The organism is Ureibacillus massiliensis 4400831 = CIP 108448 = CCUG 49529 (assembly GCF_000772965.1).
GTDB classification, from domain to species: domain Bacteria; phylum Bacillota; class Bacilli; order Bacillales_A; family Planococcaceae; genus Ureibacillus; species Ureibacillus massiliensis.
The window spans coordinates 1-23939 of sequence record NZ_JPVQ01000041.1; the positions used below are offsets into that span (position 1 = coordinate 1).

Below are 23939 nucleotides of genomic sequence, written 5' to 3' on the forward strand. Positions count from 1 at the left end.
GTGATTTTTGATTTCGTAAATGTTTGATATAATTAACTTCAGCCATTGCTAGCATTCCTTTCGACCTCCACTGAATTGATTCGACACCAATAACAGTAGGGAAATTTAGGAAGGCTGGCAAGGCTTTTTTTACACAAATAAAGTGCAAAGTTATGTACTAATTTCTTTCATAACTCTGCACTTCTATTTTGCAATAAACATCTGTGCATGTATTGGTATTGATGTAACTATCATTATTATTCTAAGGAATAATATTTTACAAATATCACTTGTTTCACATAAAAATCATTTTACGCAATTTTTTACATACTATTTACTGAATCTTGTTATATCAGGGGATATTCCCTTATTTCGACCCCGACCACTGGTATCGCTAGACGTTTTTACATTAAGATAAGAAATATAAGAATGCTCTTAAGTCCTTTTATAACAACGGCTTGGGGGCTTTTTCTTGTTTTTTGATATTCGATAGATGATGATATGTTTTCGTAGCATTTTACACTTTTTTACACCATTAATTTGAAACCTTAAATTATTTCATTCGTATATAGAGATAACAACAAATTATAATGCATTTAGGAAGTGTATTAAATGATAGTAATCATGGAAGTTGATAAAATAGAAGTTACCCAGAAGTTACTTACAGAACTCAATAATGCAAGAGATTCATTTCCACATATGGAAATGAATAGAGATCTCACTTTAGAAGACCAGATAACTATAGCAGGAGATTATTCTTTTGAAATTTTAATGAACAATGAAAAAGTTGGTTTTGTAACTTTGTTTGAATCTGTTATAGTAGGTTATTTTCAATTCGATATCTTAATATTTGAAGAATACCGTGGAAAAGGTATTTTTAAAACTGCATACAATTTACTTGAAAATTGGAGTATAAACAAAACTGATTTTGAAGGATTAGAGGCCGTCGTTTTTAAAAGCAATGTTAAAAACTTAGCTGCTATGAAAAGTGTTTTATTAAAGAATGGCTTTTCGGAAGAAGATCAAAATGATCGCTTAGTATATTCAAAAACATTAACACCATCTGAAATATTTAATAAATTTTACATAATTGAAGGAGAGAAAATTATGCCAAGTTTAAACCAGTTAAAGCATACAATTGCTGCAGGAAATGACTCGCAAGACAACCGTTTAATTTTATTATCTAATGGTGACTTTAAACTAGTCCCTTATAACAATGCAAATGATGCTGTTATATTTGAGAATTTAGATTATGTTACCCGTTGGGAAACATTGGACTCAGGTAATGACTGGGTTGGGCCTGATGCGGCAAAGGATGAAAAATGGATGAATCAGATTTTAGAATGGGCAAATGAAGCATGGGATATTCATCAGAAAACAGGTAAGAAAAAAATCTTAAACCCATATGCTTAAATAATAGTAGAACACACAAGTTGATTTATAACTTGTGTGTTCTTTTGAATTATACAATCATTTCTTCAAACGTGCTTATTGCTAACTGCTCATCTCTCCAACGCAGCTCCTTCAATACATGTGTATATTCCTTCAATGTTGTTTCTATATCCCCTGTCCTAAACGTTCGCTTATAAAATGGATAGAAGTGTTCTGAATAGAACTTTAAAGTGTTGAATTGTCACTGAATCCATTTTAATTACACGATTAGATTGTTCATTTTTGGTAGGGGAAATCCAGCACTTGTTGCCTTTTTAAAAGCCCATGTTTTGTTGATATTAATTGTGTTATTGATGAAATCAAAGTCCATTTTTGTAGCCCTACAAGTTCTCCAAAACGCATTCCAGATGTTAATCCGAGAAGAAGTAAAGAATAGCCTAAACCATCGTTACGTTGGAAAGTCCATGTTTGACCTTTTATTTTTGGATAAAACACGGACCCACCATTCTCTACATCTAATAGACTTCTAAACTGAGAGGGATATAGGATATTCTCTTTAATCCATTCGTATTTGCGATTTACTCTTTTCTCTAATTCCTGCATAGACCAATACGTACCTTGTAGCTTTTGCTGCTGTAAATTTTTTAGTTCCACGTTTGAAATAAAACTAAATGTTCTGGAATTGTTACTGTAATATTAGTTGAGATTTTCTGAATAATTAATACTCCTTAAATATTCTTCTCTTATTTATATCTCAAAACTGCTTTTTTTCTGGTGATCTAAATCTCTCCAAAAGAAAAGCACCTCCAATGTTAGAGACATGCTCTTACAATTGGGGTGCAGTTCATACCTTTTAGCAGAAGGTACGAGTACTACTTTTTTGCCCATATACTTTGCTATCGCTCTTAAAGCGTTGTTCTGTTGCAAGACCATTGAGTGTTAGTAGCACTTAGTGGTCTTTCTAAATTATAACACAATTCATTCGTTAATAAATGTAAAATAATTGTGATAAAGCTGATTAGTTTAGGGCAGATGTTAGTAAATTTATATGTCAAATATATGAACCTACACTATTGTTCCAAAATAGTTTGGAAAGAGTTTCTAGGAGTTAAATTTTTATAAAAAATTTCTGAGGGGATGTACCTCCCTTTCCAGACATTCGATTACGTCGTTAGTCGCCCCCAGGGTTCTGATAAGGCATTCTACGCCACTCAATAAAAAGTGGGAAAATAAATGAAAAAGGAACACAAGAAACTGATAATACGTCAGAATCGAGTGTTCCCTATTCAAATTACGCAAAGTTATCAAAATATGTAAATGCATTGCTTTTGCGTCTTCATGCTAGTTATATGAACCATTCAGCCATTGAAGAAATGACTGTTTAGGAATTTTAATAAGTGGGCCGATACGAAGTACATAAAATTCACCAGATCGTGTTAACTCATATGCTTTTGAAGCACATATACCTAATATCGATTGAATGTCTTTTACAGTTAATACATCAGGATAATCATTTAATTGCAAGTGTAGTCACCTCTATTTTCATGCCTTCGGCTAAAGAATCGTATACATATATTTTACTTACATTTCTGTGTTAAAGCGAACTCGCTCACAATAGATAAGTGTTAGATGGCTCTAAATAAACAATGTGTTCTTATGTCGGGTGTTATAGCTAGTAAACATGCTTCAAATTAATCAAACTCTTTAGACATAGCCCTATAAAATGTATCTACTCACTGTGTACCAGCCACAGTTATCAACTAAATTAGCGGTAGAATAGGGGATTTTATTAATTAATTGATGTTGTTTAATGAAAGCTTCAGCTTTACGGTTACGTATAATCATCGGTTCTTCTAAGTTATGTCGAATCAGAAAATCATTTGTTTTTCGTAACTGAAAATTTATAGCCATATCAAAAGCATAGACAAAGGAGTTAATTACATCCTGTACAGGTGCATTTAAAATTTCTATATGTTTTGGCTGCACAGATTGATATTGTAGTAATAACGTATTAATATCATTTGTTATTACATGTACTTCGACTCCTTCTGAAATCGGTGTAATTACCGCTGTAACTGGATCAGTGGTAGATGTGAACCAATCTTCAATAATAGCTTTAACTTCGCTAGTAGGTAATGCAGGGAGATGTAAAACAGCATATTCTAAGTTACCTTTTACTTTAAAGTTAGTTCTAATAATTCGGGCTAGCAGCACATAACCTTCACGTTCTATAAAAAAGTTCTTTTCTCGTTGCTTGCCATCATAATCGAAAATTTCGATATGACCTTTACATTTCACTAGTTTTGTATATTTTGGCATAATATTTTCCTCGTCCTTTAGTTATAATTTTGTGAGATACTTTCAAGTTTTTCTAGCATGTCTAGTATTAAATCTTCATTTTCAGCTTCAGCAAAAGCTTCTAGTTCATCAATCGTTGCATCTGAAAGAAGTGCAGTATAAGTAAAACCATGTTTGCTTTCAAATTGATGCAATACCGCACCGTTACGTTGTAAAAGGAAATCAATTATTTTACGGCTCGTAAATTTCATTACAACAGGCCTATCTAAGCCTCTACCCCCGAGAAACCGTTTTTTACCTAGTGGCAGCCGATCATCGTGAATATCCTTGTTGAGATAATTTGCAATATTAGGTGCATCTAAAGCATCACCTATAGAGCATTTAAAGTGTAATCCGCCATGTTTCCACTTAGAAGAAACTAGCTTCTTAAACTGTTTTGGTATACGGCAGAGAATATGGAAATGGATACGCCCGTTCTTTTGAAATTCAATAGCCCCTACATAACGTAAATCTACGCTTTTTAGCTGTTTGCAGCGCTTTAAGCTCTTCCAAAATAAATTAAACTTGTCACGACAAATAATGAAGTCCTTTGTATCAAAATCACAGCAGGGTCGGAATGTAAGCGTAAGCATTGAAAAGCTATGTGCAAAGTTAGCGTATATAATCCCTTTAAATGTACGCTTGCTGTTTTGAATAGAGCAGCGTTTACTTTCCTCAGCCTGCTCGCATTGATTTAAAACATGTAGTTCTTGTCCTTTACGTTTACGCCCACCTTTTCTGTTATATGTAGGCTGGCTTAAATAACGTTCTATTACGGTGCTTACCGATTCAGTATGAGTAACTGTTACTTCTAAAGTTGACATTGTATTGAGACTCCTTGTTGTTAATATATAGTTTTTATAAAGGTAAAACTGGTGAAACTCTTGCTATATATGGGCTCGTAATCTATTTATCTAAATAAAACTGTCCATAATAAATTACTATTAATAAAGTAGGAGTAAGGCCTTTACTCTCTAGTGAAATTGGTCTTAATTGGTTACTGTCTTTTGTTGTTACAACACTTATAATTGTAAATAGATAAGAATATTTTAGCGAATGACTAAAAGGGGTATGAGAGCTGATTACGGTTGATTAAATATGATTGTGTGAGAATAAACGAGGTCATATCGGAATAATCCTTAAAATTGCTCCAACTAGCTCAAACAGAAATACATCGATAAAAAACTTTTATTAAATCAAGCATTTAAGGAGTTTTAACACGATTAACTTTCCGGGCTCTTTTCTCAGATGAGAACAAGAAAATGTATTTGTATCTCTAGGGAATTATTATTTTCTAATAGTTAATCCAAGAGTTTGTAAGAAGGAAACCGAAGCATGAGATGAGGAATGAATCTGTTACACAGAGGGTTATTGGGTTACAATAATCATAAAAGAAATTTACGTAGATGTTTGTACCGTATCTTTTCTATATAAATTGGAGTAAAAAGAAAAGGATGACTTACGAAATGGAACAGCTCGAAAAAACAATAGACATCGGCACATATGATACGGCTATCAATGTTATAGGTGGCCTTAAAGATATTAGTGTCATTTTCAAAGCATTGGAATCTTATTTTAGTGAAAATGATTCTTTAAATGACCTTATTCATCAACGAAATGAATTTAACATTCGAACTGAAAAAAGCCGAAAAAGGATTGAAAGTGCCGTAGTAAAGACATTTTTGCAATTTAAAAATGAGGATCATCGAGATCTAATACAGGGGATTTGCAGTGCAGTTGTACCTCAACAAGACAAAGAGTTGGCATTGGTTTGGCAGTTTGCATTGAACAATAGATTATTTAGAGAACTAACTACAGATGTTTTTGTGAAAATTTATTATTCTGGACGCACGACCATTACTAAGAATGACATCGCTGCCTACCTGAAGGAGTTACTTCTTCAAAAACAATCGCTTAATCTTAATTGGTCGGAAATTACAATTGATACCCTTTCAACGAAGTACTTAAATATAATGACTAAACTAGGTTTGATAAGTACAGGTAGAACAAAAACATTTAAAAATATTCGTCCATCCTCAGAAGCACAAGTTCTATTCGTATACTTTTCAAAATTATACGAGCCAGAAAACAATAATATTCTCACGAATGAATTCCTACCAATTAGCTTCATCCACACAGAGGATTTGCAGGATCGGCTTAAAAAGCTTTCTTTAAAAGGTTTTTTTAATATGAATTTTAACGGTTTAAAATTAAATGTTGAACTAACTCATAGCTATAAAGGAGTATGTCATGTCATATATAACTGATCATAAGCAAAAGTTTACAGATTTGAAACATCATATAGATAGTCAGGATCACCTCCTTCGTGAAGCAAACGGAGGGAATAGTATTCTGTTTTCCTACTCACCTATTGATGAGAAATTGTATATAGAAAAAGCGAAGGAATTATTTGCTGATAAAGCAGAATTCATCGATATTAGCAAGTTGTTCGTTCAGTACATAGATGAAGAAGGCTGGGAATCATTTAAAGAGTTATACAATGACTTCAAGAGTACACCGTACAAAGTTTTTCATTCTGATGATCCTGAAACGGATTTATTCGACATGATTATAAGTGAAATCGAAAGAGTTAATAATAATAATAAAGTTCCTATTTTAATTCGAACGGGTTGTCTGTTAGGTACTGGGATTGAAAATGTAAATATAATGGAGCACAAGAGCATTATGAAAATGAAACATCCTCTTGTGATATTTTACCCATCCAAAATTGAAAATGATAATATTTATTTTTTGAATTTTAAACCTGCTTCGAAATATCGTTGCATACTAGTGAAATGAGGGAAACTACATGTCAAAAATAAACGAAGTATTAACAATTAATCTTCATGAAGATATAAAAAGTGTAATTGACCTAGAAGATCGATCAGAAACAGAAATTCAAACTGAAATTGAATCCTACATTGTAACAGAGGGAATTGGTGAACATCTCTATAATTTTACGAATCAATTTACTTCTAATATAAAGGAAACGGGTGTTTGGCTATCCGGATTCTATGGTTCTGGTAAGTCCTATTTTGGTAAAATGATTGGTTATATCATCGGTAATCCAATGATTAACGGGACGAGTGCAAGGGATCGATTTATTCCAAGGCTTAAAGGTGTAAAGGATGAAAGCCTCATTGAAAACGCTATTCGAAATTTGGACTCAATTAATTGCAGAGTCGTTTTTCTTGATATTGCCAAACAGAATACAGACAATGGCTTGGCATTTACTCTGTTTGCGAACTTGTTGAGAAGTATTGGATTTCGTGATGATGTCTATGGATATATGGAATTTGGCCTTCTTGTTGATGGAAAGCTAGATGAATTTAAAACAATAACGAAATCTCTAGAAGGACAGGAATGGGACCAGTTAAAAATAAGTGACCGTAGAGTAGCGAAGGTAATGAGGAAAGTTTTTGTTGAAATGGGCTACAGTGAAGCTGAATATGAAGAAACACGTAAAATTTATGAAACTTCCATTAAAAATTTTTCAGCGAGCAAATTTAAAACTGTATTGGAAAGGTACTTGAATTTCCAGCGGGATGAAACGCTTGTATTCATATTTGATGAAGCAAGTGAAGCCATTAGCCAGAAAAAATTCACTTTACTTGATCTAGAAGGAATAAGTGAGGTGCTCTCTAGTATCGAGAGAAAGGTTTGGACCATCGCCATCGCACAGGAAAAATTGGATGATGTTATTAATAGTGCAAACGTAAGTAAGAGTCAGTTGACAAAGGTAACGGATCGCTTTAAGACGAAGATTCACTTAGAGGCAACAGAAGTTGACGTAATTATTCGAAATCGTCTTCTTCAAAAAACAGAAGCGGGCAAGCAGCAATTACTGAAATACTATAGTGACAATGAAGGGTTAGTATCAGATGCAACTAACTTGAAGTCAAACTTTCCAACTAAAACGGAAAATGCTGAAGAATTCGCAATCTATTATCCATTTCATAAGTACCAGTTTGATATTTTGCAAAAGTTTTTGTTCAGCTCCAATGCGTTAGTTGCCACACAAAGTGCAGCACGTGGAATGATTATAACAACTTTTGATATCCTCAAAAAGCAAATGAAAGATGAAAGCCTTTTTAACTTTGCTACAGGTTATACTATCTGTACGGAGGCACAAACATCTCCAGACTCGGGACTAGTAAATAAATATGATTCTGCAAGTAAAATATTACAAAAAAGCCCAATAGATGGGGAAAAGTTGCTAAAGACAATCCATCTTTTGTCTGATTCTGAAGTTGTTTTTCCTACAGTAGAAAGTATAACGAAAAGCTATATTTCTGACATTAATTCGTACTATGAAATGAAGCCTCTTATCGAAGAAGTTCTTAAACTTTTAGTGGATTCGAAAGTATTGTTATCTTCGAACAATAATTACAAAATCACATCAGATCTTGAAGGAAAACTTCTTGAAGAAATGAATGGTTTTGATGTGCCGTTCCACAGCAAAAAACGTTCTTTGATTAATTATTTGAAGGAGTATAAATTATTTAATAATATCTCCTCAATGAACGTTAGCTCTGATAATTTTAAATTTAGCATTCATTCAGATCAAGACGATGAATTAGCTAGTACTAATAACAAAGATTTAATGGTGAAAGTTTATAGTTTGTACAATATCAATGAAAACAGACAGGATTTCATTGAGAATATTAAGATGGACACTCAATATCAAAAAGATTGTATCACGTTGATTCCAGAAAATAATGAGTTTAATCTGATTGATAAATTAATTGATGAAATTAGTAAATATTCGTTTATGGAAGAAAAATATTCGAATGAATCGGATTCTGAAAAACGTAAAATTATTCGAGAATTTTCAACCATTCGTGAAGAAAAAGAAAAAGAGTTACGGTTAAAAGTTGAAAATGCATATTATAACGCAAATTTAGTCTATATGTATGACGAGTATTCACTAAATGAGATGAATTTTAAATCTATTGTCAACGAAAATCAAAACAAGATGATTAAAAATATCTTTACAAAAAAATTAGCTTCTGGACTTTCTGAAGATTTAGTTCCGAAAATTTTTAAGAGTCGAAAGGAAGATCTTAGTAAATTATTTTCAAGTAACGATTTTAAATTCTTTGATACCAATGGGAATTTTATTGGTGAGAATTTAAAGGTCGTTGAAGAAATTAATAATCAAATAAACAGTCGATATGTTGATGGTCGCACACTGGATTCAGATTTTTCGGGTGCACCATGGGGATATTCTTTTGGTACGATAGTGGCTACTTTAGCAGTTCTATTTAGAGCGGGACGTCTATCTGTTAAATATAACGGTGAAACATGGTTTTCTCATGAACAATCAGGAGTTCATGAAGCCTTTACCAATGCCACGAGGTTCAGAGGGGCATCATTTAAATCTCTTACTGCAACGCTATCTTCTAACCAAAAAAGTCAAGTTGTTCAAGAATTGTTGGATCTAGAAATTAGTACTTATCTCAATGAAAAGATTGATTGGAATACGAATGATTTTCAATTGGCAGACAGTATTGGGAAGTTCGCAGATAAATTTATAGAAACGATATCAACATTAAAAAATACTGTTGATCAATTTGAGTCTCTATTTCCAATTGTGGATCAGCAAAGAAAAGTTTTACAGGGCTTTACGGGTAAAATGACAGAAAACAATTATATTGAGCGAGTGGAATATTTCCTTACTAACAGTGAACAGTTCGCAGAAGCAATCCAAACGATAGAAAAGGCACAGAAATTTATTAAAAAGAACTTTTCAAAGGTGCAGGATTATAAAAGATTTATAGAAGATGTTACAAATGAACTTAAAAAAGCGAATCGATCAGACGTTCTTATTACAGATGCAACTGAAGAATTCAATAGACTTTATAATCAAGACATGGTTAAAAATTTTGGAAATATGCAGCAACAAGTTCAAATCATTAAAGATGTTTACTATAAGATGATGAAAAAAGCGGCTTCCAATATGACCCATGAGTATGAAATATTAAATGGTAAAGTCGATGCTGCAATTAAAAGGTTACAGGATTATCCAGCTGAACTAAATCAAAGTAATCAGAAAAAATTGAATGAACTTCAGCACTATTGCAATGCACGGATTATTAACGATCCTGTTCTAAATCAGTCAATAAAATGTGAAAATAGTGGGTATTCCCTATCGGATATACTGAACTATACCCAATTAGCCCGAGTGAAGGAACAAGATTTGATTATTATTGAAAATAGTTTTGTCTCAGAAGCGCCTCAGCCTGAGCCAAAAACAGATGATGAAGGACAACCAGTTCCTAAAAAACCTCGTAAAATAAAGGTTCCAATCACCAATAAGATTATGACTGTTCAAGAATATAAAACTCTCCTTACAAATCAACTGGCAATATTGAGCACAGCTAGACCAGATGAAGAAATCGAGTTGGATATTGATAATTTATGAATAGGATGGTAACCAATGAAACTTTCAGAACATGTAGACTTAATAAGAGACCTAATCGAAGCAGCTTACGATAAAAATTTGTCCCGTTTAGGTATTGGGAAAAATAAACAACTTGAAATTGAGAAACTACCGCCAGAACACAGAACGGACCGACTACGTTTTGAAGAATTACTTGATACCCATATAGGTGAGACTGGAAATTACAAAGCTGCACGTGAAAAATTGATTGATGAACTAACTTTTACACTATTTAATCGTTTAGCAGCTGTAAAAGTAATGGAAGCATCGTCACTATTTGCGCCAGTACTGACAAAACTTTCAGAGCATGGTGACCGTTCCTTTGGGCATAAAGCTTGGCTAGAGATCAATCCACATATGCGAGCGGAGGAACTAGAAGGAATCCGGGAGTACATTGAGCATGCATTTAACGAGCTAGGAAACGACCTTCCACTTTATAGTAATACTTATCCATATGCATTGTTACCTGATGCGATTAGTTTAAATGACATCATCGATGCATTCAACGAAGTGGAAAAAGATGCTCAAGTAGATGATGCAATTTGGGAAAGTGACGATGTCCTTGGTTGGATGTATGAAAGCTATAACAATAACAAGAAAAAGCTGCATAAGGATAGTGGTGAAAAAACAGAATACAATAAAGTATCACTGCAATCACAAGTGTATACACCACGGTGGGTAGTAAAGTTTTTAGTAGAAAATTCATTAGGAAAACTTTATCTAGAGATGTACCCAGATTCCGAAATTAAAAATCGTTATAAAATAGCCAATGCTCCTCAAACCAAGGAAAGAGAGATTAAACCATTACATGAGATAAAATTGATGGATCCTGCCTGTGGATCTGGAAATTTCATGTTGTATGCGTTTGACTTTTTCTATGAACTTTATATCGATCAAATCGAAAACTATGATGAGGATTATGATAAAAAGGAGATTCCTAAATTAATAATCGAAAAAAATCTTCATGGAATCGATTTGGATGATCGTGCAGTACAATTGGCTCAACTTGGACTGTTTATTAAAGCGAAGAAAAAACGTAGAACCATTGGCGAACTTTCTTATAATGTGGTTTCCTCTGATTTTTATTTACCAGAGTATGAGTCAGTAAGACATATATTTACCGAAGGAAATAACTTAGATAGTAAGCAACAAGAACTGATTGAAGAAGTGTGGTCAGACTTACAACACGCTTACAAATTCGGCTCACTGATTCGCTTAGATGAAAAACTAAAATCCAGATTAAATGAAGTCCAAGAAAAGATTGATGCAGGAGAACATTCACTATTTATTGCAGCAGATCTAAAAGAAGAAGAAAATTTTTCAACAACATTTTTCAACAACCTAAAAACAGCTGTCGAGCAATATGCACAGACTAAGGGGAATAGCTTCTTAACTAGCAAAACAAAAGATGCCATCACTTTCCTTGAATTGCTAACCACAGAATACGACGTAGCCACTGCCAATCCGCCATATACTGACAGTGCAGACTTTGGTCCTGAGTTAAAAAAGTTTATCGAATACAATTACAAAAAGCCATACAAGTTCCACGCCAACTTGTATGCCACTTTTATAAAGCGTTGTTATGAATTAACTGGATCGAATGGAAAGATTGCTATGATTCATCCTTTAACATTCATGTTTATTAAAACTTATGAGGATGTTCGTAAATTTATTATAGAAAAAACTCACATAAACTTATTTGTTCACCACTCTGCTGACGCAACAAATATTTTTGATGGCGCCTTTGCCTCTGCGCCTGCGTATTATATTTTGGAAAAAAATGTATCTAGAGAAAGAGATTCCTGGTTTGTGTCTCTTGATCAATACACACGAACTCCGAATGAAAAATATAAAAAAGATTTTTGCCTCAAGGCACTAAGTGACTATATTAAAGGAATCACAAACGAGCATAACTATATAATCCCTCAAGCCAAGTTGAAGATTATCAAATCTTGGCCATTTATATACTGGATATCAGATGAGTTTAGGGAGAAGTTTGGGGGAGGCGGATTCGAATCAATATACGAAACTATAAGCGTCGGAGTCCAACTCCCAGGAAATAACAATAAGCACCTAAGGTTTATTTGGGAATTAAATGATAATTCTAAAAGATATTATTACTCAAAAGGTGGGGATTTCTGTAAGTGGTATGGGAATGTTTGGCTTACAATTCCAAAAACTATTGAGAATGAAATTCCAGATGTCTCCTCAAATCGACAAAAGCTATACGGCATAACCGCTGGGCGTCAATCTGGTGTATCTTTTAGATTTAAAGACTCCAATACTTGGGTAGACAATGGAACAATGAATATCTTCGAAACTGAGGAGAATTCATTTTACCCGTTGGCTGTAACAAATTCAAAGATGGGTTCATATGTTTTTGGTTGTCTAAACCCTACAGTTAATAAGCAGGCTGGAGATTTAAAGCGATTACCTTTTGCTAATCCAAATAATCTTCAAAGTGAATCTATTAACGAAAAATCTAAACGTTGCATTGAAATTAAAAAGCAACTTGCTTGTTATGATCTATTGACAAGGGATTACATAGGTTCACCTATACAAGTTGGTAGAAGCATTGATATAAAAAACAGAATTAGAATGTATTTGAATTATGAAAATCATCTTTTAACCCAAGTTCATATTAATGAAGCAATTCTGGATCAGATTATCTTTGATATATACGACCTAAGTGAACACGATAGGTTAATGGTTATAGCTAAAGAAGGAAAGAGTATCGGTGGTCTGCCAGTATTAGCTGAAGCTCGAATTGCTTATCTTAGTGAAATAGAAGCAACTAAAGAATTCCCTCTCGATGATGTGAGAGATTTTATTGAAGGACTTCCGACTAAAGAATTTTCTGAAGAAGAGCGTGAAATGATTGTAAGTGGGTTTCCATCTCTCTATCAGAATAATAATAATCTTGAAAAGTTCTGCATCCGTAATGAGGTTAACCCTATCAATGTCTGGTACTGGTTTAAACAGAGTAATGTGATTCCCCAGCAACGTATGCAAACGTTGGCGATGGAGTTTTTAGCGGATATGATTAGGGAAATCCTCATGGAGGATGAAGACGGTATAGCACCATTGGTATCAAATGCAGGTGAGCAAGTGCTATTAGATCGGGTTGAGGAAAAATTCAGGGAAAAAGGTTTTAGCTCGTCTCAATATTCAAGTTTTGATAAGGTGCTTGGTCGTCCAATTCCTGAGTATCTGAACAAGTACTTCTTTGAAGAGCTATCTAATCACTTGAACTTATTTATGTATTTGCCAAAGACTCCTTTCATCTGGCACCTTTCTAGTGGTCCTGAGCAAGGTTTTGATTGCTACATTATTATCTATAAATGGAGCCGGGATAAGTTAATGCGATTGCGTTCGGTTTATATTGAGCACCGTGAGCGTTCCTTGGTTAATCGTCAAAGTGATCTTGCTGGGAATGAAAGTGCGGAGGCGCAGAATGAAAAAGATCGGATTTTTAAACAATTAAAAGAGATTGAAGTATTTAAAGAAAAGATTGATGAACTTCTTTCCGAAGGATATGATCCAAATCTTGACGATGGGGTTGGTAAAAATATCGCACCATTGCAGAAAAAAGGCATGATTCCTTATGAGGTGCTTAATACTGGGCAACTTAAAAAGTATCTTAATGCGGATTGGTAGGAGGTCAGAGTTATGATTGATATTTGGTTTAAAAGAGATTTAACAGACATTTTTGACAACCATCCAATAGCTGTTTTTATCGATGAATCTGGTGAAGCGGAGTTTTTATTACAAACCGTAGGCAGTGAATATATAATCTATCGACCAGAGGATGAAGTGGAAGAGTTGCAAGTGAAGTATCTGATTGAAAAGGCTCAACCAAGTAATGAAAAATTTTTAATCTATACTCACTTAAAAAAAGATGATCTTAAGTTCATCCGAGAATACTGTGAGACGTGTGGAAGCTTAGAAATTCGTTATTTGCAGAATTATATTAAGGATAAGGTACATCAGTCACTTAATATTAATATTAACCTTTCCAAGGAAAGACTGATTACTGCAGCAAAAGTTAGTATCGGAAAAGATCAAACATACTGGATGGATTTAAGTCATAAAGGGTCTGCAGGAATCTTTAACTTAGAAAAAGAACTACTTCCTTTTGTTCATGATCCAACTACTTACTCTAAAAAAAATTTCGATGCTCAACTTCTTGAAACATTTTATCGAGAAGTGAACGAATTACTTAATAAAGATTACATCTCTAAGCCTGCTACGACACTCGCAAGTGAAGTGGTTGAATCTATATTTGATGGTTTAGCGAAAGACGAATGTAACAAGACACTTTATGCAGTGTATGAAAATTGGCTTGATTCCGTTACCTACAAGAAATCATTTAACGATTATCTTGACAAGTATACATTACCTTCTATAGGAACTTGGGATGTGAATATAAATCATCCATTTCGACAGGTAGATGAGAGATGGCTTGCGGATATTGGAGCAAGAATTACAGATAAAGATTATATTTCTGGTATTCTTGCTAAGTTACGTCAACGTCATCAAAGTAAACAGGCAAAAGCTCTAGAGATTCTATTTTGGTCCGACATCATTACATTACTTGAATTTGATTCAAAAAATATCAATTATTTAAGTTCATTTAATGAATGCATTGATTACTATAGAAAATATTTCTTCAAATTGGATACAGCCATTCGTAACTTGTATACAGAATTTCTTAATAATCAAGAACTTCTTGAACCATTTCAGGAGATTTACAAAGAATACTTATCGATTTTTCTTGAAAAATGGTTCGAATATTGGAGTGATTATAAAGAAAACCAGACTGGAACGTTACAGCGAATCATTGATGAAAATGACGGCATAAAGACCGCTGTGATTGTTGGTGATGGTGTTGCCTACGAATTAGCTGAGCAGGTAACTAGCAAAGTTAGAGGTTCAGAAAATCTTAAAAAGGATGTAATTCTTGCTGATATCCCTACTGAGACTGAAAACAACATGAGCCGGATTTATATGGATAATGGTGCTATAGAAGCGGTTCAAAGCAACCGAGAAAAGTATCTTGTAGCGCAGAATCCAGATTTATCAATCGAGTTACTTCGACTTGATGAGGTGAATGAAGAAGCAAAAACGGGTCAGTTTCTAATTTGTACTTATAAAGATATCGATGATATGGGAGAAAAACTTCAGCAAAAAGCTCTCAAGTACTTACCTGAAACAATAGACTTTTTCGCTGCAAAGATTTCACTTCTATTGTCTAGTGGCTATGAAAAAGTGTATCTAATTTCAGATCATGGTTTTGTACTAACAGGGCTATTAACTGAAGCAGATAAGATTTCATTTTCACCAAATGTCGTATTTGAAAAGGCAGAACGATACATCCGCACAGAAAGCAAACTACTGGAAAATACAATACCATTAATTGAAGCTAAAAAGAGCTTCAAGCAATACGAGTATCTATACTTTGCAAAGAACATTAATCCTTTCAAGACTCCAGGCTTATATGGGTATTCGCATGGGGGATTATCACCACAAGAAATAGTAACTCCTTATTTTTGCTGGGAACGTTCTGCAACTTATGCAGCATCACTTTCAGTAAAAATTGAAAATAAAGAAGACTTAAAAGACGTTACCGGTGAATTGTTCTCAGTAAAGATACAGGCTGAGAAAGGTGAGGGGGACTTGTTTTCTCTGAACCGAAAGGTTTACTTGGCATTCTTTGCAAACAAACAGCAGTTTAACAAGAGTGATATATTTACAATTCAGCGAAACGAATTAATAACTAAGGATTATTCGTTTGATGGTAATTCTGAAATAGAAATCCAACTTTTAGATGCTACGACGAAAAAACAGTTAGACCGCGCAATTGTTAAACAAAATAATGCTAGAGATTTGGGGGGGCTTTTCTAAAGGGAAGATGAATCAAATGAACTTTTTAAACAGCATAAAATTGTGCTGATAGGAGGCATTGGTTATGGTTGTATTAGATGACTTAGATAAAAAGCTACTTGAAAACTTCAGAGGGTTTGTTGTAAAGAAGGATCTTGTTCGTTCTGTAAAGGTTGGGGCTAATGTGCCAATGTTCGTGCTAGAATTTCTAATAGCTAACTCCTGTTCTACTGATGATGATGAAAAGATTCGAATTGGTATGGAGAATGTGAAAAAAGTGCTCAGTGAACATTACGTTAATCCAGAAGAAGGCACGCTCATTCAATCTAAGATTCGTGAGAGAGGTCGCTTTAAAATTATTGATAAAATTTCAGTTGAACTCGATTCAAAAAAGGATATTTACTGGGCGAAGCTACAAAACATCAATATTAAAGATGGAAATATTAGTGATAATCTTGTAAAGCAACATGAAAAGATGCTAATGGGTGGAATTTGGGCAATCATCGATGTGGAATATGATCCGAATATAAGAGTTGGTCAGAATATTTTCCCCTTTGTAATTACAGAAATAAAGCCCATTCAGTTATCTAGTTTTGATAATACAAGGATTATTAACAAACGAAAAGAATTCACAAAGAGTGAATGGCTTGATCTTTTATTAAGAAGCTGCGGCTATGAACCTAATGCTGAAGGAATGACGCATAGAATTAAAATGCTCCTATTATCGAGATTACTTCCAATGGTCGAATCAAACTTTAATTTCATCGAACTTGGACCACGTTCTACAGGGAAATCCTTTGTATTTAAAGAATTGACACCGTATGCAGTGTTGATTTCGGGTGGTCAAGGAACGGTAGCAAAGCTATTCGTGCATGGATCAACTGGTAAAGTAGGGGCAGTAGGACAGTGGGATGCGATTTGTTTTGATGAGGCAACTGATAAGATTTTTAAAGATAGAGATGCTGTTCCGCTGATGAAAGATTATATGGAATCAGGATCCTTCTCACGAGCTGGTGCTGGTGGTGAAATTACAGGAGTCGCTTCAATCATTCTAAATGGTAACATCAATCAACCTGTTGAAACAGTCTTGCAAACTTCCCATTTGTTCAGTCCACTTTCAGATGAAGTAAGAAATGATACTGCATTTTTAGACAGAATGCATTTTTACCTTCCAGGTTGGGAAATGATAAAATTCGCTCCACAACATTTCACATCTAGTTTTGGTTTTAGTACAGATTATTTTTCAGAGTCGTTGAAATCATTACGACGTGTCACGTACACAGATGTAGTTGAAAAATATTATTCTCTAGGATCTCATTTGAAGCAGCGTGATACTAAACCTGTTAAAAAGACCGTATCAGGTTTAATCAAATTAATGCATCCTGATGGAGAATATACAAAAGACGACGTTAAAGAGTATTTGGAAATCGCTCTAGAGATGCGTCGTCGAGTAAAAGAACAATTGAAACGTATCGGCGGGATGGAGTTCTGGGATACCAATTTCTCTTATATTGACAAGGAAACACAGGAAGAGTTTTTTGTGGGATTACCAGAAGAAAAAGGGTCAAATCTTATTGAAAGTACACCTTTATCACCGGGTGTTTGTTATACAAGTACAAGCGATGGTGAAAATGTTGCTTTAGTGAGGATTGAAACAGCAGTAGTAGCAGGGACAGGAAAATTGAATATTACTGGTGTAAACAATACAGCTGTAAAAGAGAATATGAAAAACACATACCAGTACATAAAGGCTAATGAGGCAACAATCTTGAGTGACAAACATTCGTTAAAAAACTATGACATTACCATTCAAGTAACGAACCTTTTAGGCGCTGGTATCTCATCAGGTATCGGTTCAGCAGTTTATGTTGCAATTATCTCTGCGCTTTACAAAAAGAATCTAAAGCCTGGACTTGCGGTACTTGGAAATATCTCTATTGGAGGAGCTATTGAACGAGTAACTAATTTTGCTGATAAAGTCACAATGTTGTCCGAAAACGGTGCAAAGAGCGTTGTTGTCCCAATGGATAACCTCAATGAGCTTTCAAATGTTCCGCCGACAGTTCTTGGGAATACAGATGTTCCTTTTTATCAGAGTAATCAAATGCTTATGCAAAAAGCAATCTTTGTTGACTGATTGTAAATTTTTAATGACCAAGGATGACTAAAATGAGTTTTTGAATAATTCGTGTTTGAAAAATCATTCATGGACTTTGTTATTGATCGTATGAGCAGCAACCAAGAGTTCTTTATGGAGATATTAGAGAATGATGAATTTAAAACGTACATCATGGAAGATATGATGAATGAGGTTTATAGTGAAGTGAATAGCTGATTGCTAGCAGAATAAAAGAGCCTTTCTTTAAATTTAAAATAATTTAAAAGACTTAAGTTTGGTTGAGTATCAAACTTAAGTCTTTTTAATTTTCACTAGCTACACAACTGTAGTTTATTGTAATTTATTGATTTCATTACTAATAACTGTTGGAGCGCTCATCAATGGTGAAATGAGTCTTCTTCTGATCCTGATAGTTGAAAAAAGTATTAAAATCCTTTGATAAACTGACTTTTTATGTATTGGATATGATAATTTCTCTAAAGTATCTTTTTCTAATAGAGATTAATTTCAACACCCAGTTAGTAAATTTTTATATAAGTACATTGAATTAGTCGTACTGATTAAAAATCACCAGTCTCTGCCGTCAATACCAGTCGTTCAAATTTTTCTTTATCAATTCGTTCTAATGCAAATGCAATAGCTGTATCAGCATAATAATACCCTTGGTAATCACTGCTTGTAACTCCTTCAGTAATATCTGCAACGACTCCTATTAAATCTTCATGTAAATATTTAATATATTGTTTAGAGTAGTCATACCCTTCAGGGTCATGAATTAAAATATAACCTGGGTTTCCTGTAAAATTAATTTCATATTCAGCAGTGTATAATACATCTTCTAAATAAAGACTTGCTGGTGATAAAACATGAAGATAGCTATCTTCTACATGAATAGCAATACCATTTGGTTCACCAGTTTCTACATCTCTTCCCCACCAGTAGCCCTTAAAAGTGGTGACAGGCTGATCCTGCTCATAGTCAATTGCTATTAATCCTTCTAATGAATAACTCATTGATTCAATATTATATTTAGCTTGTGGAGTAAGTGTTTCATAATTTTGTTGGTAAACATAAACTCCTATGTATAGTACACCCCATATTAATGTTGGAGTAAAGTTTGTTATTCTTTTTTTCTTTATAAAAGTACCTATGTTAATAATTAATGTACCTACTACCAATGCTGAAAGTAGACCCAAACCAAGATCGAATAATAGCTTATCTACATAATAATTATAAGCATCTTCGTAATAACCAAAGTTTAATCCATCAAATATTGAAGAAAGTTGCATAAAAACAAGTACAATTAAAACTAACCAGCCGATAATTTTCATATAATTAATACCTCCATTTTTACAATGTATACATTATAACGAAAAAATGGATTTTATATCATTTATTATGATAAAAACAAGTGAAATAGCTAATTATCTATTTTCTTATATAAATTGAGAGATTATTATTTTATGTTTAATTACATGTGATAATTGGAAGGTTACTTGTCAATCCAGTTCACAATTACTACATAAAATAAGGTTAAATATATGAACAAAATATGAACAAATTTGGAAAGTGACCAAAACCCCGATTTTCGTGGGTAATATTATTAGTATAGGCACTTTTTTATAGTGACACTTCTTTACTAAAATAAAAAAGAAATCATCATCAAAAAAACTAGCTTTCTATTGATGGTGACATTCGGAACGTGCTTGTAGAATGATTGCATGCTAGTCTGCTATCCTAGTATGCAATGAGGACAAGTATTCGATAGCATGTCACGGTTGGGTGGAGTCTGCCCTTTTTTAGGAAAGTACACAACCACAAGGATTCATGGGGGATATCTAGTCGTGATGAAGGTAGCTATTAATAGCAAACCAAGACTTTAGCCTGCAAACGCTATATGAAGCGGGCCTTAAATCCATAGCTGAAGCAGTTCTCATGTGGGGCGGCGCCTTTATAAAATGCTGTAGCGTCATCTTGGACTTGTTAGCATAAGTGCATACTCATATACAACAAAGGGGGTAGCGATAATGCTACCCCTAGTTTAATAAATATTGTTTGATTAACTTGATTATTCATGACCATAACCAAGCAGGATTTCAGCTTTCGATTCAGTATCCGTTTGTTAATAAACATGTGAGAAATAAATTCTGCATAGTCCTTAAGTTATCGTTCAGCATAATGAAAGATATCGAAACGAAAAATGTTGAAAGATGGGTTAAATCAATTTATTTTAGTAAGTAAAAGGGGCTCATAGTAGAGGCCCTTTTTTCGTGAAACTCAAGGATTATCAAGTAAGTTTAGTATTCGATATCCAGAGTTAAATCCTAAAGAGATAGATCTAATTATCTTTTGTTCTAAAGTGCATCTTCGTATATTCGACTCCGACCACCGGTATCACTAGACGTTTTTATGTCAAGATAAGAATTGTGAGAAATCTCTTAAGTCTTTATATATCAAGGGTTTGAGGGTTTTTTCTTGTTCTGTAGTATTCGATAGTTAATGATATGTTTTCACAGCGTTTTACATTTTTTACACAACATAAATGAAACTTATATAGGAATCATTCGTAAAATAGTGGAAGTCTAATGTTAATTGTTTCTATTGATTAGTATTTAAGCGGATAACACGAGATTTAACAATTGAGGATCATTTAACGATTAGTGGTAAACACCTTTTCGATAGAATCTTAAATAGACGAAAGATTGGATTTGTTGCTTTTACCAAGATTCTTTCTACTTAAATTAGAAGATATTCATATTTACAAAAAAGCTTTTTTGAACTGAGAGCTCAGTTGTCCCATACAAAAGACAAAATAAGCTACCAATTAGTTATGATAGAATATAATGAGAAGCGGATTTAGTAGGGTTTGGAGGAGAGTTATGTTAAAAATAGTTTATTTTGATGAAGCATCTGCCTTAGATACTCTGGATCAAAGCAATAATGGAAGACTTCAAGAGATTACAAAAGAAATGGTCGATAAAGCAAATGAACTTTCAGGTAATATCGAGTTAGAAGGAAAAGCAAGCACAGGGATTTTTTCTATTTTTAAAGTAGGATTTGGTATGGATACGAAAGGGCAATTTTCACGAAAAGGCAGCAATATCTTAACAACAACCATTACTAATACTATTCTAACAAACTTCTTAAAACTATTAGAAGAGAAAAAGAAAAACAATGATTATACATTTGAAGAACTCCAAAATTACAAACTCTCAATCGTACCAGAAACATTTACCTTTTTAAAAACTCTTACACCATTTATCAAAGTATATTCCAATAGCGCTGATTCGAAGGTGGTTAATCCTGACCAAAGTAATAATAGTAGTTCGCTTAGTGAGAACAATTTAGACTATTCCTTATTCGATGACGTAATTGCGAATGCAAAAGGTTATTATGAACTACTTGCAACGAAAGATAAAGAACAAAAAATTGTTCGATTCAATTTAGATGGACTAAGAAATAACTACAAGTTAACGGATCTTCAAAAAATGAATCTAATTATTTATGGAATAAAGGTAGGCCAGTGTACATTAGAAAGTCTTAATTATAAATATGAGATTGGTACGGAAAAGCCAACTGTTGTGAATACTGGGTTTGATGCATTAAGAGGGAACGAGTCGAAAGATGAATTAGAAATTATTGACGTAATTCTAGCGGGGATAAAGTAATGGAAGGTTCTATTTGGGTTTTTAATGGTCCAACAAGTCGTTTTAAAGAATTAATTGAAGAGAAAGAAAACACATTGACCCTAAATACTTTAGTAACAGAATTTGATAGAAAAAAATATGAATGGGCTGAAGATAACCAGGGAATGGAGTTTACGCTTTTATGCCACGGAGAGGAGTTCTCTTCTGTAAATGAACACTTTTTAGGAATACTTCCACAATTGGTTAGATATTTAATACAAAAAAATTGTATTACAGAAGTGTTTATTCATAATCCACCCAATTTACTAAAAGATAAATTAACATTAGAGTTTGATAATGATGTATTCATCAATTTTGAAATTGAACAACATGAATTTCCAAAAATTAAAGCAGATCAGTTATTTGATTTTAAAGGAAAATTTCTTGATGAAATGATTGGTCAGTTGGAAGTATTGAGTGATGTATTATCGACAATTTATCCACTTACAAGTAGAAAATTTAATAAGCCAATAGTTTTGATGTTTTATGGACCTCCTGGAGTCGGAAAAACAGAAACAGCACTTTTGTTAAACCAAACATTATCTGGTGGGGCCTTATTTAGAAAGCAATTATCCATGTTTCAAACAAACGAATTTAGTAACTACCTATTTGGGGGAAGTTTAAATACTTCTTCCTTAGCCAAAGAGTTGATAAGTAGAGAGTCGAATGTAATTTTATTCGACGAGTTCGATAAATGTCCACCTGGTATGTATAGTGCATTTTATCAAATGTTTGACGAAGGTATTTTTGTAGATCGTAATTATGTAGTGGATATTAGAGGAGCTATTATCATTTGTACAGCTAATTATAAAAACAAACAAGAAATTATCCAGAATATTGGGGGGGCAATTTACTCAAGATTCGACCAATTTATCCCCTTTACTGAGTTAACTAAAGAGGAGAAAATTGAGTTAATAACTAAAATATACGATGATACTCTTCAACTTTGGAGTGAAGAACAGCAGGCTTTAATACAAATGTCCCAATTGAAACATATATTAATAATGAATGCTGATGTATTTACAAATGTCCGTAATATCAAAAATGGCATTAAAAATGCTATGGCTAAGTACCTTGTAGATGATTTGTTTTTTTAAGTAGAACTCAAGTTGCAAATAACTCTAATGAAATACATCGAATAGATTTAATTCGAACAATAATGCTAGGATTACCTGATCCAGAAATATTTGTTGCTAAAGGAGACCTTGATGCGCTATGATAACAACGTCTTGCATTGTTAACCTTTTTGAAAATAAATATCAAGTGTGTACTTTATTTTTTTCATAATGGTAACTATTCTGTCATATTAATGAATAAATATGTTTATTTTTGGTAGATAATTAATTCAGATAAAATGTTAAATTTTAATAAAAATGACCTATTTTTGGTTGAATTGTTTAAACCGTATGTTATTATAATTATTAAAGGTGAGGAGGTACTAGGTATGGATATCCGTACATGGTTAGGATATGAAGATCTCCGAGGTCAATTTTCTAGAGTGGATAATATAGTAAATGAAATATTAGAACATTATAAAAATTCAATTTATACGTTATTAAACGAACATGAACTACATAATTCTATTAGTGAACTGGAAAAAGAGATAGGTAATTACAGTAAAAATGTTTATAGTGAACAACTTATTAGTTGGTTAAATGATGAAGGATTTTTATTTTTATCTAAACTTGGTTCCTATCTGTATGAAGATAATGAGGTTGTTGCCGAAAAATTAGAGTATCTGGAGTATATACTATCTACAGAAATTCTAGGATTAGAAAAGTATCCTGAGGATGGAATTAGTGTAATAATAGATGTTTCTGAACAAGTAGAAGAAATAATACTTATAGAAGCTAAAGTAGTTAAACAATTAAATAAGTTACATTATCGTCGTAATATAACAAAATATATAGAAGATGATTATAAAAATTTATTTGAAACTTTTGATTACTATATCGATGGATTGAAAGAACCATATGATAAGCTTTTGCTTAATGGATTCTATTCAGAAAATGTATTAGAGAATTCTTACAGCAATTGTAAGGATTCTTTTTATGGTTGTACAATTTATAACGTTGGTGAATGAAAATCACCTTCTCCCGAA

Annotated in this window: 16 protein-coding genes; 11 read left to right on the forward strand and 5 right to left on the reverse strand. The window is 33.2% G+C overall.

Translation table 11 applies throughout. From position 1 onward, the window contains the following. Positions 1 to 591: 591 nt before the first annotated feature. Positions 592 to 1392: a GNAT family N-acetyltransferase gene (locus tag CD30_RS15740; RefSeq protein WP_036178886.1), complete on the forward strand. Its 801-nt coding sequence runs from the start codon at positions 592 to 594 to the stop codon at positions 1390 to 1392. A gap of 255 nt (positions 1393 to 1647) precedes the next feature. Here CD30_RS15740 and CD30_RS20705 read toward each other — a convergent pair whose 3' ends face one another. The 4 genes from CD30_RS20705 to CD30_RS15760 form a co-directional block, all read right to left on the reverse strand. Next, positions 1648 to 2025, reverse strand: coding sequence for a DUF771 domain-containing protein (locus tag CD30_RS20705; RefSeq protein WP_328286145.1), 378 nt, complete (start codon positions 2023 to 2025; stop codon positions 1648 to 1650). Between the two features lie 687 nt (positions 2026 to 2712). Further along, entirely contained in the window at positions 2713 to 2895 is a 183-nt protein-coding gene (locus CD30_RS15750; protein ID WP_036178888.1) for a helix-turn-helix domain-containing protein, read from the reverse strand. 192 nt (positions 2896 to 3087) lie between these two features. Continuing rightward, entirely contained in the window at positions 3088 to 3690 is a 603-nt protein-coding gene (locus CD30_RS15755) for a hypothetical protein (protein ID WP_036178891.1), read from the reverse strand. A 17-nt stretch (positions 3691 to 3707) separates the two neighbouring features. After that, on the reverse strand, positions 3708 to 4532 hold the full coding sequence (locus CD30_RS15760) for a rolling circle replication-associated protein (protein ID WP_036178894.1): 825 nt from the start codon (positions 4530 to 4532) through the stop codon (positions 3708 to 3710). 642 nt (positions 4533 to 5174) lie between these two features. Between CD30_RS15760 and CD30_RS15765 the strand changes: the two genes are divergently transcribed. The 7 genes from CD30_RS15765 (at position 5175) to CD30_RS20355 (ending at position 18368) form a co-directional block, all read left to right on the forward strand. Beyond that, positions 5175 to 5975: a BrxA family protein gene (locus CD30_RS15765; RefSeq protein WP_036178897.1), complete on the forward strand. Its 801-nt coding sequence runs from the start codon at positions 5175 to 5177 to the stop codon at positions 5973 to 5975. Further along, complete coding sequence (locus tag CD30_RS15770) at positions 5959 to 6507, forward strand: hypothetical protein (RefSeq protein WP_036178902.1); 549 nt, start codon at positions 5959 to 5961, stop codon at positions 6505 to 6507. The genes CD30_RS15765 and CD30_RS15770 overlap by 17 nt, the downstream gene beginning before the upstream one ends. A gap of 10 nt (positions 6508 to 6517) precedes the next feature. Further along, a complete protein-coding gene (gene brxC / locus CD30_RS15775; RefSeq protein ID WP_036178904.1) occupies positions 6518 to 10132 on the forward strand; it encodes a BREX system P-loop protein BrxC in 3615 nt (1204 codons plus the stop codon). 15 nt (positions 10133 to 10147) lie between these two features. Next, positions 10148 to 13807: an Eco57I restriction-modification methylase domain-containing protein gene (locus CD30_RS15780; RefSeq protein WP_036178907.1), complete on the forward strand. Its 3660-nt coding sequence runs from the start codon at positions 10148 to 10150 to the stop codon at positions 13805 to 13807. A 12-nt stretch (positions 13808 to 13819) separates the two neighbouring features. Beyond that, positions 13820 to 16054, forward strand: a complete 2235-nt coding sequence (locus tag CD30_RS15785; protein ID WP_036178910.1) for a PglZ domain-containing protein — start codon at positions 13820 to 13822, stop codon at positions 16052 to 16054. Positions 16055 to 16118: 64 nt separating this feature from the next. Further along, the gene (gene brxL, locus CD30_RS15790; RefSeq protein ID WP_036178919.1) at positions 16119 to 18170 is read left to right on the forward strand and encodes a protease Lon-related BREX system protein BrxL; all 2052 of its coding nucleotides are present in this window, start codon (positions 16119 to 16121) and stop codon (positions 18168 to 18170) included. Between the two features lie 51 nt (positions 18171 to 18221). Next, positions 18222 to 18368 carry a hypothetical protein gene (locus tag CD30_RS20355; protein ID WP_170215860.1) on the forward strand — a complete coding sequence of 49 codons (147 nt, stop codon included), beginning with the start codon at positions 18222 to 18224 and terminating at the stop codon, positions 18366 to 18368. 344 nt (positions 18369 to 18712) lie between these two features. Here CD30_RS20355 and CD30_RS15795 read toward each other — a convergent pair whose 3' ends face one another. Then, positions 18713 to 19483, reverse strand: coding sequence for a hypothetical protein (locus CD30_RS15795; RefSeq protein ID WP_036178922.1), 771 nt, complete (start codon positions 19481 to 19483; stop codon positions 18713 to 18715). Positions 19484 to 21031: 1548 nt separating this feature from the next. Here CD30_RS15795 and CD30_RS15800 point away from each other — a divergent pair. The 3 genes from CD30_RS15800 (at position 21032) to CD30_RS15810 (ending at position 23921) form a co-directional block, all read left to right on the forward strand. Next, positions 21032 to 21820 carry a DUF6414 family protein gene (locus CD30_RS15800; protein ID WP_036178924.1) on the forward strand — a complete coding sequence of 263 codons (789 nt, stop codon included), beginning with the start codon at positions 21032 to 21034 and terminating at the stop codon, positions 21818 to 21820. Continuing rightward, on the forward strand, positions 21820 to 22935 hold the full coding sequence (locus tag CD30_RS15805) for an AAA family ATPase (RefSeq protein ID WP_052126260.1): 1116 nt from the start codon (positions 21820 to 21822) through the stop codon (positions 22933 to 22935). The genes CD30_RS15800 and CD30_RS15805 overlap by 1 nt, the downstream gene beginning before the upstream one ends. A 347-nt stretch (positions 22936 to 23282) precedes the next feature. Then, positions 23283 to 23921, forward strand: a complete 639-nt coding sequence (locus tag CD30_RS15810) for a hypothetical protein (protein WP_036178926.1) — start codon at positions 23283 to 23285, stop codon at positions 23919 to 23921. Positions 23922 to 23939: the final 18 nt, after the last annotated feature.

Excerpts from the sequence above, each read along its gene's own strand:
- CD30_RS15740 (WP_036178886.1), top strand. The coding sequence starts at position 592 with ATGATAGTAATCATGGAAGTTGATAAAATAGAAGTTACCCAGAAGTTA.
- CD30_RS15755 (WP_036178891.1), bottom strand. The coding sequence starts at position 3,690 with ATGCCAAAATATACAAAACTAGTGAAATGTAAAGGTCATATCGAAATT.
- CD30_RS15760 (WP_036178894.1), bottom strand. The coding sequence starts at position 4,532 with ATGTCAACTTTAGAAGTAACAGTTACTCATACTGAATCGGTAAGCACC.
- CD30_RS15765 (WP_036178897.1), top strand. The coding sequence starts at position 5,175 with ATGGAACAGCTCGAAAAAACAATAGACATCGGCACATATGATACGGCT.
- CD30_RS15770 (WP_036178902.1), top strand. The coding sequence starts at position 5,959 with ATGTCATATATAACTGATCATAAGCAAAAGTTTACAGATTTGAAACAT.
- brxC (WP_036178904.1), top strand. The coding sequence starts at position 6,518 with ATGTCAAAAATAAACGAAGTATTAACAATTAATCTTCATGAAGATATA.
- CD30_RS15780 (WP_036178907.1), top strand. The coding sequence starts at position 10,148 with ATGAAACTTTCAGAACATGTAGACTTAATAAGAGACCTAATCGAAGCA.
- CD30_RS15785 (WP_036178910.1), top strand. The coding sequence starts at position 13,820 with ATGATTGATATTTGGTTTAAAAGAGATTTAACAGACATTTTTGACAAC.
- brxL (WP_036178919.1), top strand. The coding sequence starts at position 16,119 with ATGGTTGTATTAGATGACTTAGATAAAAAGCTACTTGAAAACTTCAGA.
- CD30_RS15795 (WP_036178922.1), bottom strand. The coding sequence starts at position 19,483 with ATGAAAATTATCGGCTGGTTAGTTTTAATTGTACTTGTTTTTATGCAA.
- CD30_RS15800 (WP_036178924.1), top strand. The coding sequence starts at position 21,032 with ATGTTAAAAATAGTTTATTTTGATGAAGCATCTGCCTTAGATACTCTG.
- CD30_RS15805 (WP_052126260.1), top strand. The coding sequence starts at position 21,820 with ATGGAAGGTTCTATTTGGGTTTTTAATGGTCCAACAAGTCGTTTTAAA.
- CD30_RS15810 (WP_036178926.1), top strand. The coding sequence starts at position 23,283 with ATGGATATCCGTACATGGTTAGGATATGAAGATCTCCGAGGTCAATTT.